At 75.1% G+C, this 15,169-nt stretch carries 14 protein-coding genes; 11 read left to right on the top strand and 3 right to left on the bottom strand.

All coding sequences use genetic code 11. The features are described 5' to 3' along the window. The first annotated feature begins 22 nt into the window (after positions 1-22). The 11 genes from ABTY56_RS27145 to ABTY56_RS27095 all read left to right on the top strand — a co-directional run bounded on the left by ABTY56_RS27145 (position 23) and on the right by ABTY56_RS27095 (position 12,845). Positions 23-973: an ornithine carbamoyltransferase gene (locus ABTY56_RS27145; protein ID WP_350631802.1), complete on the top strand. Its 951-nt coding sequence runs from the start codon at positions 23-25 to the stop codon at positions 971-973. Next, positions 970-2,274: an MFS transporter gene (locus ABTY56_RS27140; RefSeq protein WP_350631801.1), complete on the top strand. Its 1,305-nt coding sequence runs from the start codon at positions 970-972 to the stop codon at positions 2,272-2,274. Before ABTY56_RS27145 ends, ABTY56_RS27140 begins: the two co-directional genes overlap by 4 nt. Positions 2,275-2,457: 183 nt before the next feature. Continuing rightward, complete coding sequence (locus ABTY56_RS27135; RefSeq protein ID WP_350631800.1) at positions 2,458-3,282, top strand: hypothetical protein; 825 nt, start codon at positions 2,458-2,460, stop codon at positions 3,280-3,282. A 121-nt stretch (positions 3,283-3,403) separates the two neighbouring features. After that, the gene (locus ABTY56_RS27130; RefSeq protein WP_350631799.1) at positions 3,404-4,567 is read left to right on the top strand and encodes an inositol-3-phosphate synthase; all 1,164 of its coding nucleotides are present in this window, start codon (positions 3,404-3,406) and stop codon (positions 4,565-4,567) included. A gap of 83 nt (positions 4,568-4,650) precedes the next feature. After that, complete coding sequence (locus ABTY56_RS27125; protein WP_350631838.1) at positions 4,651-5,499, top strand: SCO3242 family prenyltransferase; 849 nt, start codon at positions 4,651-4,653, stop codon at positions 5,497-5,499. Further along, positions 5,496-6,392 (top strand): sugar phosphate isomerase/epimerase family protein, encoded by an 897-nt coding sequence (locus ABTY56_RS27120; protein ID WP_350631798.1) that lies wholly within the window; start codon positions 5,496-5,498, stop codon positions 6,390-6,392. The genes ABTY56_RS27125 and ABTY56_RS27120 overlap by 4 nt, the downstream gene beginning before the upstream one ends. After that, positions 6,389-7,093 (top strand): EboA domain-containing protein, encoded by a 705-nt coding sequence (locus ABTY56_RS27115; protein ID WP_350631797.1) that lies wholly within the window; start codon positions 6,389-6,391, stop codon positions 7,091-7,093. The genes ABTY56_RS27120 and ABTY56_RS27115 overlap by 4 nt, the downstream gene beginning before the upstream one ends. Before the next feature lie 42 nt (positions 7,094-7,135). After that, the gene (locus ABTY56_RS27110) at positions 7,136-8,011 is read left to right on the top strand and encodes a TatD family hydrolase (protein WP_350631796.1); all 876 of its coding nucleotides are present in this window, start codon (positions 7,136-7,138) and stop codon (positions 8,009-8,011) included. 3 nt (positions 8,012-8,014) lie between these two features. After that, a complete protein-coding gene (gene eboE, locus ABTY56_RS27105; protein ID WP_350631795.1) occupies positions 8,015-9,205 on the top strand; it encodes a metabolite traffic protein EboE in 1,191 nt (396 codons plus the stop codon). Next, positions 9,202-10,590 (top strand): alkaline phosphatase family protein, encoded by a 1,389-nt coding sequence (locus ABTY56_RS27100; protein ID WP_350631794.1) that lies wholly within the window; start codon positions 9,202-9,204, stop codon positions 10,588-10,590. The genes eboE and ABTY56_RS27100 overlap by 4 nt, the downstream gene beginning before the upstream one ends. A 248-nt stretch (positions 10,591-10,838) precedes the next feature. After that, a complete protein-coding gene (locus ABTY56_RS27095) occupies positions 10,839-12,845 on the top strand; it encodes a carbamoyltransferase C-terminal domain-containing protein (protein ID WP_350631793.1) in 2,007 nt (668 codons plus the stop codon). Between the two features lie 91 nt (positions 12,846-12,936). Here ABTY56_RS27095 and ABTY56_RS27090 read toward each other — a convergent pair whose 3' ends face one another. The 3 genes from ABTY56_RS27090 to ABTY56_RS27080 all read right to left on the bottom strand — a co-directional run. Beyond that, positions 12,937-13,122, bottom strand: a complete 186-nt coding sequence (locus tag ABTY56_RS27090; protein WP_030245889.1) for a hypothetical protein — start codon at positions 13,120-13,122, stop codon at positions 12,937-12,939. 82 nt (positions 13,123-13,204) lie between these two features. Further along, positions 13,205-14,089 carry a class I SAM-dependent methyltransferase gene (locus ABTY56_RS27085; protein ID WP_350631792.1) on the bottom strand — a complete coding sequence of 295 codons (885 nt, stop codon included), beginning with the start codon at positions 14,087-14,089 and terminating at the stop codon, positions 13,205-13,207. Beyond that, positions 14,086-15,169, bottom strand: a 1,084-nt coding sequence (locus tag ABTY56_RS27080; protein ID WP_350631791.1) for a cytochrome P450, incomplete at its 5' end; no start/stop codon positions are given. The genes ABTY56_RS27080 and ABTY56_RS27085, both read right to left, overlap by 4 nt.

Raw genomic sequence — 15,169 nt, 5'->3', positions numbered from 1 at the left:
CACCGACCGCAAGGAGACACCCATGACGCAGTCCAGGCGCAGCCTGATCTCGCTCGACGACCTCACCGACCCGGAACTCCGCCACCTCGCCCGCCGCGGCGCGCAGTTCGCGGCCGGGCGGGCCGGCGCCGGGCGGCCGCTGAGCGGCCTGATCGCCGGCGCGTACTTCGCCAAGACCTCCACCCGCACCCGCACCGCCTTCTCCGCCGGGGCCCTGCGCCTCGGCGCCCAGGTCATCGCCTACGGGCCGGGCGACCTGCAGACCAACACCGGCGAGACGGTGCAGGACACCGGCCGGGTGTTCGCCGGGATGCTCGACCTCCTGGTCGCCCGCACCACCGGCGACCCGGCCGAACTGCGCGGCTGGGCCGAGGACGGCCGGCTGGCGGTCGTCAACGCGATGACCGCCGACGAGCACCCCACCCAGGCGCTGACCGACCTGGCCACCCTGCTCGGCCACTTCGGGCGGATCGAGGGCCTGCGGGTGCTCTACCTCGGCGAGGGCAACAACTCGGCCGCCGCCCTGGCCCTGGCCCTCGCCCGCTTCCCGGGCGCCCGGCTGGAGCTGCGCACCCCGCCCGGCTACGGCCTGGCCGCCGACGTCCTGGTCCGGGCCACCGCCCACGCCGCCCGCTGCGGAGCCGAGGTGACCGAACGCCACGACCTCGACGACCTCGGCGAGCCCTTCGACGCCGTCTACACCACGCGCTGGCAGACGACCGGCACCAGCAAGCCCGACCCCGACTGGCGCACCGTGTTCGAGCCGTTCCGGGTCACCTCCGACCTGTGGAAGCACAGCCCGGACGCCGTCCTCCTGCACGACCTGCCCGCCCACCGCGGCGAGGAGGTCACCGCGGAGGTGCTCGACGGCCCGGCGAGCCTGGCGTTCCGGCAGGCCGAGAACAAGATGCACAGCGCCATGGCCGTCCTGGAGTGGAGCTGCGCCGCCCGGGACATCGAGCCCCGCGGATGAGCGACCCGGCGGACCCCTCCGCCGGGGCCGGGGACGCGGCGCCCGCACCGCTGCGCCGCAACCGCGACTTCCTGCTGCTGTGGGGAGGCGTCGGCCTCACCCTGCTCGGCGCGCGGGCCTGCGTCGTCGCCTATCCCTTCCTGGTGCTGTGGAAGACGGGCGAGGCCCGCGACGCCGGCCTGGTCGGCTTCGCGGGCCTGCTGCCCAACCTCCTGGTGCAGCTGCCCGCCGGAGCGCTGGTGGACCGCTGGGACCGGCGCCGCCTGATGATCGTCTGCGACGTCGGCGCGGTGCTGGTCGCGGGCAGCGTCGCCGCGGCGGTGCTCGCCGACCGGATCGGCCTGGCGCACCTGGTGGCCGCCGCCTTCGTCGAGTCGACCCTCGCGGTCTTCTACCAGCTCGCCGAACGCGCGGCCGTGCGGCACGTGGTGCCGGCCGAGCAGCTCTCGGCCGCGCTCGGCCAGAACGAGGCCAGGTGGCGCGCCGCCGGGCTGCTCGGCCAGCCGCTCGGCGGCCTGCTCTACACCGCGGCCCGGTGGGCGCCCTTCCTGTTCTCGGCCGTCACCCACGTGCTGTCGCTGCTCGCCCTGCTGCCGATCAGGACCAGGCTGCAGAGCGAACCCGACGGCCCGCGGCCCCCGCTCGTCGCGGAACTGCGCGAAGGACTGGACTGGACCTGGCGCCGCCGCTTCCTGCGCGTCCTGGTCAGCCTGATCGCGGGGACCAACCTGCTGTTCCAGGTGATCAGCCTCACCCTCGTCCTGATCGTCCGGGAGAACGGCGGCTCGGCCACCACCCTGGGGCTGGTCACCGCCGCAGGAGGCATCGGCGGCACGGTCGGCGCACTCACCGGCATGCGGGCGGCCCGGCGGGTGCCGCTGCGCGCCGTGGTGGCCGGCGGCACCGCGCTGTGGGCCGTCCTCGTCCCGGTCCTCGCCCTCACCGGCTCCCCCGTGCTGCTGGGCGCCGTGATGGCCGCGATGGCCTACGTCGGCGGGCTGACCAACGTGGCCGGCGGCGTCTACCAGGTCACGATCACCCCGGAGCGGATGCAGGGCCGGGTCAGCAGCCTGATCCAACTGCTCGCCTTCGGGACCGGCTCCTTCGGCGCGCTGGCCGGCGGCTACCTGCTGGACGGCCTGGGCGTCACCCGCACGCTCGGCCTGATCGCCGTCGCGATGGCGGTGCTCGCGCTGTTCGCCGCGGTCAGCCCGGCGTTGCGGCACCCCGACCGGGTGCCGGCGGAGACGGACCTCCCGGCGGGGGAACCGGCCGCCGCCGGCTATATGGACGCCGTATAGCCGGCGTTCCTAGGCTCCGAAGCATCATCAGCGCAGGCCGGGATCTCCGGCCCGTCCCCGCCGCCGGCCGGCAGGCCCGTGCCGGCGGCCGAGGACTCGCAGCGCAGTCGAAAGTCCACGGACCCCAGTCGGCCCGGAGCGCCTCGGGCGCCCGGCCCGCACGTCCCACACGAGGAGACCTCCGTGTCCCAGCCCATCGACCGTCGGCGCATGCTCAAACTCTCCGCCGGCGCGGTCACCCTGGCCGGCGCGGGCCTGGCCGTCGCCGCCGTCCCGGCCTCCGCGGCCCCGGCGTCCGCGACCGCGGCGTCCGGCACCGCCGCGGCCGCCCCGGCCCGCCGCCGGGACCGCGTCGTCCTCCCCGACGTCCCCGGGATGCTCGGCGACCCGTACGCCAACGAGTTCTGGTACCAGTACGACGAGGTGCTGTGGTTCAAGGCCACCCCCGAGATCAAGACCGCCTACGGGCAGCTGGCGGCCGCGCTCGGCAAGGACTTCGAGGTGGCCATCGTCAAGGCCTACCAGGACCAGCGCAAGGCCGGCACCTACCCGGGCAGCTTCACCGCCATGGTCAGCCCGCTCAAGGACGCGCTGACCGTGATCTCCACGGCCCAGCTCGGCGTCATCGACACCTTCTTCCCGCACGACCGGCACGAGATGATCAGCGCCTTCGTCGACTTCGGCCAGGGCGTGCTGTACGACCCGCGCCGCAACCCCGGCGGCCGGACCCACATCATGAACGGCAACCCGCCGGTCGGCTTCCACGCCTGGCACGGGTTCGTCCGCGCCATGCAGTTCCTGGGCATCGACGCGGACCGCTGGGCCGAGGTCGACCCGCTGATCGCGCTCTCCTGGGCCGTCCAGTCCACCGCCAAGCCCAAGACCGACACCGTGGCCGAGCCCCTCGCGCCGGAGGTGCTGCGCAAGCTGCGCCGCACCTGGCTGCACAAGTCGCCGGAGGAGATCGACGCGGCCTTCGACAGCTTCCCCTACCCGCCCGGCATCTGACGGGCAGTCACAGCCGTCGGGCAGGGAACGGGCCTGCTCCCCGGGGGGCGTACCACCCCCGGGGAGCAGGCCTTCGTCTCCCGGCCGCTCCGACGGCGGTCCCAGCAGCGGAAGGACCAGGATGAACACGGAACAGCAGAGGACCGGCGTCTGGCTGGTCGGGGCCCGCGGATCGGTGGCGACCACCGCGGTGGTCGGCGCGGCGGCGATCGCGGCAGGGCTCGCCGAACCGACCGGCTGCGTCAGCAGCCTGCCGGACTTCGCGGAACTGGACCTGCCCGGCTTCGACGGGCTGGTCTTCGGCGGGCACGACACCGCCACCGAACCGCTGGCCAAACGGGCCGAACGGCTCGTCGACGCCGGCGTGCTGCCGGGCGTCCTGCTGCCGCCGCTGGCGGCCGAACTGGCCGCGGCCGACGACGAGATCCGGACCGTCCCCACCGGCGACGACCTCCCGCAGGCCGAACTGGTCGACCGGCTCGCCGAGGACGTCCGGGACTTCCGGAACCGCCACCGCCTCGACCGGGTCGTCGTGGTCAACGTCGCCACCACCGAGCCGAGCACCGCTCCCGACCCCGCCTGGGCCACCCCGCACGCCCTGCGCGCGGCCCTCGCGGCCGGCCGCGCCCCGCTGCCCTACAGCGCGGCCTACGCCTACGCGGCCCTGCTGGCCGGCTGCGCCTACGTGGACTTCACCCCGTCCACCGGGGCCCGGATCCCCGCCCTGGACGCGATCGCCCGGGAGGCCGGCCTGCCGTACGCGGGCAGCGACGGCAAGACCGGGGAGACCCTGGTCAAGTCTGTGCTCGCCCCGATGTTCGCCAAACGGGCTCTGCGGGTGCGCAGTTGGTCCGGAACCAACCTGCTGGGCGGCGGCGACGGCGCCGCCCTCGCCGAGCCGGACCGGGCCCGCAGCAAGGTCGGCTCCAAGCGGCGTGTCCTCGAGGAGACGCTCGGCCACCCCGTCGAGGGCGGCGTGCACATCCACAACGTGCCCGCGCTCGGCGAGTGGAAGACGGCCTGGGACCACATCGCCTTCGAGGGCTTCCTCGGGGTGCGGATGACGCTCCAGTTCACCTGGGAGGGCTGCGACTCGACGCTGGCCGCGCCGCTGGTCCTCGACCTGGCCCGGTTCGCGGCGCTCGCCCACCGCCGCGGCGTGGCGGGGCCGGTCGCCGAACTCGGGTTCTTCTTCAAGGACCCGGTCGCGGGCACCACCCACGAGCTCGCCGAACAGTACGAGCGGCTGCGCGACTGGGCGCTCGGAGCGGAGGCGGTGCGGTGAGCCCCCTCCTGGCCGGGCCCGGGGCGGTCGGCGCCGCCCCCGGCCCGGCGGCCGGACCCGGACCGACCGGGGTGGGTGACCTGCTGGAACTGGTCCGCGCGCCCGCCGCGCTCTCCGTGCCCGGCGACGTCCTGCTCGGCGCGGCCGCCGCCGGCCTGCCCACCGGGCCGCGCACCGCCCTGCGGGCCGCCTCCTCGGTCTGCCTCTACTGGGGCGGGATGGCCCTCAACGACTACGCCGACCGCGAGCTGGACGCCGTCGAGCGGCCCGAGCGGCCGATCCCGTCCGGGCGGGTCACCCCGGGGACGGCGCTGGCCGTCGCCACCGGCCTCACCGCCGCCGGGCTCGCCCTGGCCGCGGCCGCGGGCGGCACCGCCGCGCTGCGGGTGGCCGTCCCGCTGGCCGGCACCGTCTGGCTCTACGACCTGGTGCTCAAGGACACCCCGGCCGGCCCGGCCGCGATGGCGGCCGCCCGCGGCCTGGACGTGCTCACCGGCGCCGCCGGCAGCGGACGGGTCCGCGCGGCCCTGCCGTCCGCGCTGGTGCTCGCCGGGCACACCGCGGCGCTGACCGTGCTCAGCCGGCGCGAGGTCCACGGCGCCACCCCCGCCCTGCCCCGGGCCACCCTGGCGGCCGGCGGGCTGGTCGCCGGGACGGTCCTCGCCCTGGGCCGCCGCCGGGGCGCCGCCGGGCGGGCGCTGACCGGCCTGCTCACCGCCGGCTACCTCGCCACCGCGGCCCCGGCCCAGCTCGCCGCCGTCAGGGCGCCGTCCCCGGTGCGGGTCCGCCGGGCCGTCGGGGCCGGCATCCACGCGATGGCGCCGCTGCAGGCCGCGCTGTCCGCCGCCGCCGGCGCCCGCGGCGTCGCCCTGGCCCCCGTCCTCGCCGTGTCGCTGGCCCGCCGCCTCGCCCGGAAGGTGTCCCCGACATGACGCACCGGCACCCCGGGCCGCCGGCGCCGCGCTTCGGCTTCGGCACCAACGGACTCACCGACAACCGGCTCCCGGACGCGCTGCGCCTGCTCGCCGACCTCGGCTACGACGGGGTCGCGCTGACCCTGGACCACGCCCACCTCGACCCGCTCGCCCCCGGCCTGGTCCACGAGGTGGACCGGACGGCGGCGCTGCTCGAACGGCTCGGACTGGCCGTGGTGGTCGAGACCGGCGCCCGCTACCTGCTCGACCCCCGCCGCAAGCACCAGCCGACCATGCTCAGCGACGAGGGCGCCGAGCGCCGGGTGCGGCTGCTGACCACCGCGGTGCGGATCGGCGCCGAACTGGGCGCCGAGGCGGTCTCGTTCTGGAGCGGCACCGCCCCCGCCGGCGTCCCGGAACGGATGCTGTGGGAGCGCCTGCTGCGCGGCTGCGAGCCGGTGCTGCGGGCCGCCGAGCAGCAGCGGGTCGTGGTCGGGATCGAACCCGAACCCGGCATGTTCGTGGACACCCTCGACGCGGCCCGGCGCCTGCTGGCCCGGCTGGACGGGGCCGGCGCACCGGGCCGGCTCGGGATCACCCTGGACATCGGTCACTGCCGCTGCCTGGAGCCACGGAGCATCCCGGAGTGCGTCGAGCAGGTCGCCGACCGGCTGGTCAACGTCCAGATCGAGGACATGCGGCGCGGCCGGCACGAGCACCTGGAGTTCGGCCACGGCGAGATCGACTTCCCGCCGGTGCTGGCCGCGCTCGGTGCGGTCGGCTACCGGGGGCTGATCAGCGTCGAACTGCCGCGGCACAGCCACGACGGCCCCGGCGTGGCCCGGCGCTCACTGGAATTCCTGCGCGCGGCCGCCGCCCGGCCCGCGATGACGATGGAGACGGCGCGATGACGGAACCCGAATGGAGCACGACCCGGCTGCGGGAGGCGCTGGCCGACCGGCTGACGCCGCAGGCGGACGAGTGGCTGCGGGGGCGCCTGGCCTCGGCGGCCGCCGGACCGGACACCGTCCGGACGGCCTTCCCGGGCGCCGCCCGGCACGGCGGCCGGGGTGACCTGCTGCCGCCGGGCCGCGACCGCGAAGCCGAGCACCCGCTGGCCCGCTGGCAGGTCGAGGACGCCGTCCGGACCCTGCTGCTCGCGGCCCTGCCGCTGCGCGGCGAAGCACTGGTGGCCGAGCTGACCGCCCTGTACCGGGGCGGCGACACCGCCGAACGCCGCGCCGTACTGCGCGCGTTGAGCGTGCTCGACCACCGCACCACGGACGAGCAGCTGCCCGGGGCGGGCCCGTACGGCCTCGGCGACGGCGCACTGCCCCTGGTCCGGGACGCCCTGCGCACCAACGACCTGCGCCTGATCGCCGCCGCACTGGGCGACTACGCCGCCCGCCGGCTGGACCAGGCGGCCTGGCGGCAGGCCGTGCTCAAGTGCGTCTTCACCGGTATCCCGCTGGCCCTGGTGGCCGGCCTGGCCGACCGCACGGACACCGGACTCCTGCGGATGCTGGACGACTTCGCCACCGAGCGCCGCGCCGCCGGCCGGGCCGTCCCGGCCGACATCGAGTCCGTCCTGCACGCCCACCGAGTGCCCTGACCCGCCCGGACCGGCCTCCCCGTACCGAAGGAACCGACCACCATGCGCATCTTCGACCCGCACATCCACATGACCTCCCGGACCACCGACGACTACGCGGCGATGAGCGCCGCGGGCGTACGGGCCCTGGTGGAGCCGTCGTTCTGGCTCGGCCAGCCGCGGACCAGCGTCGGCAGCTTCGTCGACTACTTCGACGGCCTGATCGGCTGGGAGCCCTTCCGGGCCGCCCAGTTCGGCATCCGGCACCACTGCGCCCTCGCCCTCAACCCCAAGGAGGCCAACGACCCGCGGCTGCGCGAGGTCCTGGACCTGCTCCCGCGCTACCTGGAGAAGGACCAGGTCGTGGCGATCGGCGAGATCGGCTACGACTCGATGACCGCCGAGGAGGACGAGGCGCTCGCCGCCCAGCTCGCCCTCGCGGTGGAGCACCACCTGCCGGTGCTGGTGCACACCCCGCACCGGGACAAGGCGGCCGGCACCCGCCGCACCCTGGACGTGGTGCGCGAGTCCGGCATCGACCCGGCGCTGGTCGTCCTGGACCACCTCAACGAGGTGACCGTCGCCATGGTGCGGGACTCCGGCTGCTGGGCGGGCTTCTCCGTCTACCCGGACACCAAGATGGACGAACCCCGGATGGCCGCGATCCTCGCCGAGTACGGCCTCACCGGGATGCTGGTCAACTCCGCGGCGGACTGGGGCAACAGCGACCCGCTGAAGACCCGGAAGGTCGGCGACACCATGCTCCTCGCCGGGTTCACCGAGGCCCAGGTCGAGCAGGTGCTCTGGGAGAACCCGGTGGCCTTCTACGGGCAGAGCGGCCGCCTCGACCTCAGCGAGCCGGCCGTCGACGCCGCCGGGCTGCACGAGGGCAACTCCGTCCTGCGCGGCGGCGGCCCCACGCCCGGGGCGGTGCGGTAGCCCGTGCGCTTCCGGCACCCGGACGGCACCACCGTCCACCTCGCCTACTGCACCAACGTCCACCCGGCGGAGGACCTGGCCGGAGTCCGGGACCAACTCGCCCGGTACGGCGAGCCGGTCCGCGAGCGCCTCGGCGTCGACCGGCTCGGCCTCGGCCTCTGGCTGGCCCGCCCGGTCCTCGACGAACTCCTCGCCGACCGCGCGGCGCCCGGCCGCCTGCGGGCCGAACTCGACGCCCGCGGCCTGGAGGTGGTCACCCTCAACGGCTTCCCCTACCGCGGCTTCGGCGGGGCCGTCGTCAAGCACCGGGTGTACCGGCCGGACTGGGCCGACCCGGAACGCCTGCGGTACACCCTGGACCTGGCCCGGGTGCTCACCGAACTCCTCCCGGACGACGCCCGGCGCGGCAGCGTCTCCACCCTCCCGCTCGGCTGGCGCGCCGACTGGACGCCGCTCCACGCCGACCTCGCCCGCCGGCAGCTCGACCGGCTCGCCCAGGAACTCGCCCGGCTCTCCGGGAGCACCGGGCGCCTGCTGCGGGTCGGGTTCGAGCCCGAACCCGGCTGCGTCGTCGAGTCGACGGCCGACGCCGTCCGCGAGCTCGCCGACGCGGCCGGCCCGCACCTGGGCGTCTGCCTGGACGGCTGCCACCTCGCGGTCGAGCACGAGGAGCCGGCCGCCGCGCTCGACCGGCTCGCCGCGGCCGGCCTGGAGGTGGTCAAGCTGCAGGCGTCCGTGGCGCTGGTCGCGGACCGCCCGCGGAGCGCCGCCGGGCGCACCGCCCTGGCGCCGTACGCGGAGCCCCGGTTCCTGCACCAGACCCGGGAGCCCGGCGCGGACGGCCTGCTGGGCCGGGACGACCTGGAGCAGGCCCTGGCCGGGGCGGATCCGCTGCCCGGGGAGCAGCCCTGGCGGGTGCACTTCCACGTCCCGCTGGGCACCGAACCGGCCGCGCCGCTGGCGAGCACCGGCCCGGTGCTCCGGGAGACGCTCGGCCTGCTGCTGGGCGGCCCCCGGGCGGCGGTCGACCACATCGAGGTCGAGACCTACACCTGGCCGGTGCTGCCGCCCGGCCGGGAAGGGCGGGCGCCCGACGCGTCCGCCGAAACCCGCACGGTCGGCGGAATCGCCGAGGAACTCGACTGGACGCGCGTCGAACTGCAGCGCCTGGGACTCAAGGAGACGGACTCGTGAAACGGCTGCTGGTGGTGGACGTGGTCGGGCTCACCCCGGCACTGCTCCGCCACATGCCCACCCTCGCCGGCCTCGCCGACCGGGGCTTCAGCGCCCCGCTCGGCACCGTCCTGCCCGCCGTCACCTGCTCGGTCCAGTCCACCTTCCTCACCGGCGAACTCCCGGCCGGGCACGGCGTCGTGGGCAACGGCTGGTACTTCCGCGACCTCGGCGAGGTGCTGCTGTGGCGCCAGCACAACGCCCTGGTCGGCGGCGACAAGCTGTGGGACGCCGCCCGCCGGCGCAAACCCGGGTACACCGTCGCCAACGTCTGCTGGTGGTACGCGATGGGCGCCGACGTGGACTGGACGGTCACCCCTCGCCCGATCTACTACGCGGACGGCCGCAAGGAGCCCGACTGCTACACCCGGCCGCCCGGCCTGCACGACGAACTCACCGCCAAGCTAGGCGAGTTCCCGCTCTTCACCTACTGGGGGCCGACGGCCGGACTGCCCTCCTCGCAGTGGATCGTCGGCGCCTCCCGGCAGATCCTCCGGGACCACCGCCCCGACCTCACCCTGGTCTACGTGCCGCACCTCGACTACGACCTGCAGCGCTTCGGCCCCGACTCCCGCCAGGCCGCCGACGCGGCCGCCGAGATCGACTGGGCCCTGCGCCCGCTGCTGGCCGACGCGGCCGCGCAGGACGTCACGGTCGTCGTCCTCAGCGAGTACGGCATCACCGCCGTCGACCAGCCGGTGGACGTCAACCGGGTGTTGCGCCGGGCGGGCCTGCTGAACGTCCACACCCAGGACGGCATGGAGTACCTGGACCCGTGGACGTCCAGGGCGTTCGCCGTCGCCGACCACCAGCTCGCGCACGTCTACGTCCGCGACCGGTCCGACCGGGACCGGGTGCAGGAACTGCTCGAAGCCGTGGACGGCATCGACACCGTGCTGGACGAGGCGGCCAAGAAGGAGCACGGCCTCGACCACGAACGCTCCGGCGACCTCGTCGCCGTCGCCGCCCCCCGCGCCTGGTTCACCTACTACTACTGGCTCGACGACGCCCTCGCCCCGGACTTCGCGCCCACCGTCGAGATCCACCGCAAACCCGGCTACGACCCCGCCGAGCTGTTCTTCGACCCGGCCGACCGTACCGCCAAGCTGCGGGCGGGCGGCGCCCTGCTGCGCAAGAAGCTCGGCCTGCGCTACCGGATGGACGTCGTACCGCTGGACCCGTCCCCGGTCCGCGGCAGCCACGGGCGACTGCCCGCCCACCCGGACGAGGGCCCGGTCCTGCTCTGCAGCGACCGCGCGGCGGCCCGGGACGCCCTGGAGGCCACCGAGGTCAAGGCGTTCCTGCTGGACCTCGCGGGCCTGGGCCCGGAACCGCGGGCCCGGTAGGGCGGCTCACCACCCGGCCCGTCCCCCCGCCCCGTCGGCGAGCGCCGCCGACGGGGCGCTGCGCATGCGTACGCGGCGTGCGTAAAGGGGGATTTCAGTATGTACCGGGCCTCGGCGGGCGTGGTCGAATGACCGGGTAGTCGCTGGTGCCGGGGGCAGGCGGCCGGCCCTGGGCGGGGTGCGGGAATCCCCTCGCGAACGGGCCGGAATTACCTCCTCCTGGGCAGACCGAGGAAGAAGAGGTAACCGTGGCCGAGCATTTCCTTTCCGCCTATCTGACGCCGCCGGGGCCGGGTGCGGTCTTCTCGGTGCGGCACGACCAGAACGTCGCGCTGTGGCGCCGGGACGACGCGGGCGTCGAACTCGTGCGGGTGTGGGAGCTGGAGCGGGTCAGCGGGCAGAAGCACCACTTCTGGCCGCTGTACACCGAGGGCCGGGCCGAGGCGTTCCTGTCGGCGCTGCTGGCCGAGGAGGGGCTCACCCTCGATGACGTGACGGCGGCCTGGGGCACGCCGGGGCTGCCGAAGGCGCAGCCGGTGCCGAAGCCGGCCGGGGCGGAGGAGTTCCCGCTGCACAGCCTCGCGCACCTGTTCAGCGGGGTGCTGCGGGACGTCCCGCTGTTCCGGGACGGGCAGATCATCGGGATGGCGATCGACGCGCTGCCCGACTACGCGCAGGAGAGCCGCCCGAACACCTACTGGTACGCCGGCTGCGTGGTGAAGCAGGGGCGGATCACCTTCGAGCCGGTGGAGTCCCCCGGCCCGCTGTACACCGCCGCCGAGACGGTGTTCGGCCTGGAGCCCGGCTCGCTGATGGCGCTGGCCACGGCCTCGACCGCGGCGATCGAGTTCGACGCCGAGGCCGCGATCGCGGACGTCACCTTCTTCGGCGGCGCCGCGACCCAGCCCTGGAAGGCCGCGCACGACCTGGTCCGCGCGGTGGTGGCCGCCGCCGAGGAGCAGCTGGCCGGCGTCGAGCTGGACGACTCGCTCAGCCGCGAGGACCACCTGCGCAGCGCGGTCATGAAGGTCATCCAGCGCTGCTGCGAGGGCGTCGCGATCCGCAACGTGGAGCGGCTGCTGGAGGTCGGCGGCATCCGCGCCGAGGACACCCACCTGTCCACCAGCGGCGGCTACGCGCTCAACTGCCCCACCAACACGCTGCTGATGGACCGGTTCGGCTTCAAGGGCCTGGTCACCCCGCCGTGCGCCAACGACTCCGGCCAGGGCATCGGCCTCGGCCTGCTCGGCCTGTACGGGGCCGGCGCGCTCGCGGACTCCGGGATGCGGATCCTCTCGCCGTACTACGGCCGGGACGTCATGGACGTCGAGGAGGCGCTGGCCGAGTTCGCGCCGTGGATCGTCTCGGTGACGGACTTCGAGGCGGAGCGCTTCGTCGCCGACGTCTCGGACGGCGTGGTCGCCTGGGTGGACGGCCGGGCGGAGCTCGGGCCGCGTGCGCTGGGCCACCGCAGCCTGATCGGCGACCCGCGCTCGCAGAAGGTCAAGGACCTGCTGAACGAGTACAAGCGGCGCCAGTGGTGGCGCCCGGTCGCGCCGATGGTGATGGCCGAGCACACCGGCGAGTGGTTCGCCTCGGACCGCGAGTCGCCGTACATGCTGGAGGCGGTCCAGGTCCGGCCGGAGGTGCGGGAGCTGGTGCCCGCGATCGTCCACCTGGACGGCTCGGCCCGGCACCAGACCGTCACCGCCGAGTCGAACCCGCGGCTGCACCGGGCACTGGACGCGTTCCGGGCCGCCACCGGGGTGCCGATCCTGTGCAACACCTCGCTCAACGACAAGGCCGAGGCGGTCGTCGACCAGGCCGGCGAGGCGCTCAACTTCTGTGTGCGCAAGGGCGTCGCGGTGCTGTACCTGTGCGGGCGGCGGGTCGAGCTGCGCGCCGAGCCGGTGCCGGCCGCGGCCGCGCCGACCGAGCCGCGGCCGCGCGCCCTGGAGTACTTCGCCGGGCAGGAGGCGGACCGCGACGCGCTGTGGCAGGGCTGGCTGGACGCCGGGTACACCGTCGAGGGCATGTACCACCTGTCCCGCAGCCACCAGCTGCGCGCCGAGCAGGAGCTGTCCACGCCGGAGCGGGTCAACCTGCTGGCCGCGTACCGGGCGAAGGTGGACCCGTCGTTCTCCGGGCTGGTCGACAACTTCCGCCGTACGCACGGGCCGGGCGGTTCCTTCGTCGACCCGTCCACGCTGACCGGGGCGTTCGGGGTGATCAACCCGCTGCGCCGGTCGAGCTGACACCGGCCGGAAACGGGTCGGGGGGTAGGGCTTTCGAAGCCCTACCCCCCGACCCGTTGTGCGCGCGCTAAGGGTGCCACCGCCGGATCCGTCAGTAGCGCGGCTTCCGGGTCAGCGCCAGCCCGCCCAGCAGGAAGGCGACGCCGAGCACGCCGGCGACGACGGCGTCGGTGGTCTGGGCGGGCTTGTGGCTGGCGTCCATCACGGCGGTGATCAGCCCGGCCACGGCGCTGATGTAGCAGAAGATGGTGATGAAGATCTTGACCTTGGGGTGCATGGCGATTCCTTTCGGTGCTGCTGCGTGAGTGCTGCTGCGGTTTCCTGCGGTCAGGCGGTCAGGCGGTCAGGCGGTCAGGCGGTCAGGCGGTTTCCTGCGGTCCGCGGCCCGCGGGTGCGGTCGCGGCGGCGGTGAGGCCGAGCAGCATCACCCAGGCGTCGGGGTCCGACCGGAAGCGGTTCCAGCGGTCCGCGGCGAGGGCGAGTTCGGCCAGCGAGAGGACGCCCCGGGCCACCAGCGGCTCCAGGCGCTGCGGCCCGAGCTGGGGGGCGAAGGCGTCAGTGGGGTGGTCGTCGTTGGTGGTGGCGAACGGCCGCAGCACGACCTCGTCGAAGCCGGCCGCGCGCAGCAGCCGGGGCAGCCGTCGGCCGATCGACCGGTCGCCGCCGTCGGCGCGCTGGGCGGCCGCCATCTTGGCGTGCACACCGGCGAGTTCGGGGTACGAGGGCTCGGCCGCGCCCCACAGCGCGGAGTCGACCTCGGTGCAGGCGACCCGCCCGCCGGGCTTCAGCACCCGGCGCGCCTCGGCCAGGACGGCGGCCGGGTCGGGGACGTGCTGCAGGACGTAGCGGAGCAGGACGAAGTCCACGCTCGCGTCCGGCATCGGCAGGTCGGCGCCGTCGGCGACCAGCAGGGTGACGCCGGGGCCGGCCGCGTGGGCGAGCAGTCCGCCGTCGATGTCGGCGGCGATCAGGGCGGTCCCGGCGGGCAGCGCGGCGCGCAGCCGCCGGGTCACCGCGCCCGGCCCGGCGCCGAGTTCGAGCACGGTGGCGGGTCCTGGGGCGGTGTCCGTGCCGGCGCCCGTTCCGGTGTCCGTGCCGATCCCGAGTTCGCGCAGGATGCGCAGTTCCTCGGGGAAGGAGAGCGCGGCCTGCGCCTCCAGCCGGTCGAGTTCGGCGGCCAGGCCGCCGCCGGTGGTGCGGGCGGGGTCGTAGGACCCGCCGACGGGGCGTACGGCTGTGCTCATCGGGGCCTCGCGATCATCGTCATGCCGTGCTTGGGGCGGAGGGTGACCAGGGCCTCGGGCTCCACCGGGAAGCCCTCGACCAGTTCCAGCCGGACGGACTGCAGCAGCGTGGCGAGCACCAGGACGGCCTCCAGCATCGCGAAGTGCTGTCCGACGCAGATCCGGTCGCCGCCGCCGAACGGCAGGTAGAGGTGGCTGGGGAGGGTGGCGCCGTCGAAGCGGTCCGGGCGGTACGCGTCCGGCGCGTCCCAGTACTCGGGGTGGCGGTGCAGCACCCACTGGCTGACGCACACCAGGGTGCCGGGCTCGACGCGGTACCCGCCGACGGTGTCCTCGTCCACCGCCCGGCGGGAGATCAGCCACACCGGCGGGTAGAGCCGCATCGCCTCCTGGATCGCCCGCCGGCAGGCCGGCAGGTCCTGCAGGTCGGCGGCGGTCGGCGGGCGGCCGCCGAGGACCCGGTCGACCTCCTCGCGGACCTTGGCCAGCTCCTCGGGGTGGCGGTCGAGCAGGTAGAGCGTCCAGGTCAGGGACTTGGCGGTGGTCTCGTGACCGGCCATCACGATGGTCAGCACCTGGTCGCGCAGGTCCTCGTCGGAGACCAGGTGGTCGGTGGACATCATGGTGTCCAGCAGGTTGCCGCCCGCCCCGCCGGTGCTGCCGCCGGCCCGCCGGGAGGCGATCAGGGTGCGGGTGACGGTGTTGAGGAACACCCGGGCCCGGCCGAAGTCGGCGAACCGGCGCGCGGTGTCGGCCGGGTCGGGGTCGGGGTTCGGTACGTAGTGGCCGATGCAGCGGTTGACGGCGTCCACCGCGCGGCCGAAGCCCTCGCCGATGCCGCCGATGTCGCTGCCGAGGATGGCGTGGGTGAGGATGCCCAGGGTGAGCGCGGTGAGGTGCGCGTCCACCTCCAGCGGGGCGCCGGAGGCCACCGACGGGCGCCAGCGCTCCAGCATGTCGGCGGTGGCGTCGGTGACGATGGTGTCGAAGGTGCGCACCGCGCTCGGCCGGAACGCCGGGGCGGTCAGGTGCCGTTGGCGGGCCCAGTCGGCGCCGTTGCTGGTCAGCAGCCCGTTGCCG

This window comes from Kitasatospora sp. NPDC097691 (assembly GCF_040302665.1).
GTDB lineage: Bacteria > Actinomycetota > Actinomycetes > Streptomycetales > Streptomycetaceae > Kitasatospora.
This window is presented reverse-complemented; position numbering and strand designations above follow the sequence as displayed.

Bases quoted from the DNA above. Each gene is read 5' to 3' on its own strand.
- ABTY56_RS27145 (WP_350631802.1), top strand. From the start codon at position 23: ATGACGCAGTCCAGGCGCAGCCTGATCTCGCTCGACGACCTCACCGAC.
- ABTY56_RS27140 (WP_350631801.1), top strand. From the start codon at position 970: ATGAGCGACCCGGCGGACCCCTCCGCCGGGGCCGGGGACGCGGCGCCC.
- ABTY56_RS27130 (WP_350631799.1), top strand. From the start codon at position 3,404: ATGAACACGGAACAGCAGAGGACCGGCGTCTGGCTGGTCGGGGCCCGC.
- ABTY56_RS27120 (WP_350631798.1), top strand. From the start codon at position 5,496: ATGACGCACCGGCACCCCGGGCCGCCGGCGCCGCGCTTCGGCTTCGGC.
- ABTY56_RS27115 (WP_350631797.1), top strand. From the start codon at position 6,389: ATGACGGAACCCGAATGGAGCACGACCCGGCTGCGGGAGGCGCTGGCC.
- ABTY56_RS27110 (WP_350631796.1), top strand. From the start codon at position 7,136: ATGCGCATCTTCGACCCGCACATCCACATGACCTCCCGGACCACCGAC.
- ABTY56_RS27090 (WP_030245889.1), bottom strand. From the start codon at position 13,122: ATGCACCCCAAGGTCAAGATCTTCATCACCATCTTCTGCTACATCAGC.
- ABTY56_RS27085 (WP_350631792.1), bottom strand. From the start codon at position 14,089: ATGAGCACAGCCGTACGCCCCGTCGGCGGGTCCTACGACCCCGCCCGC.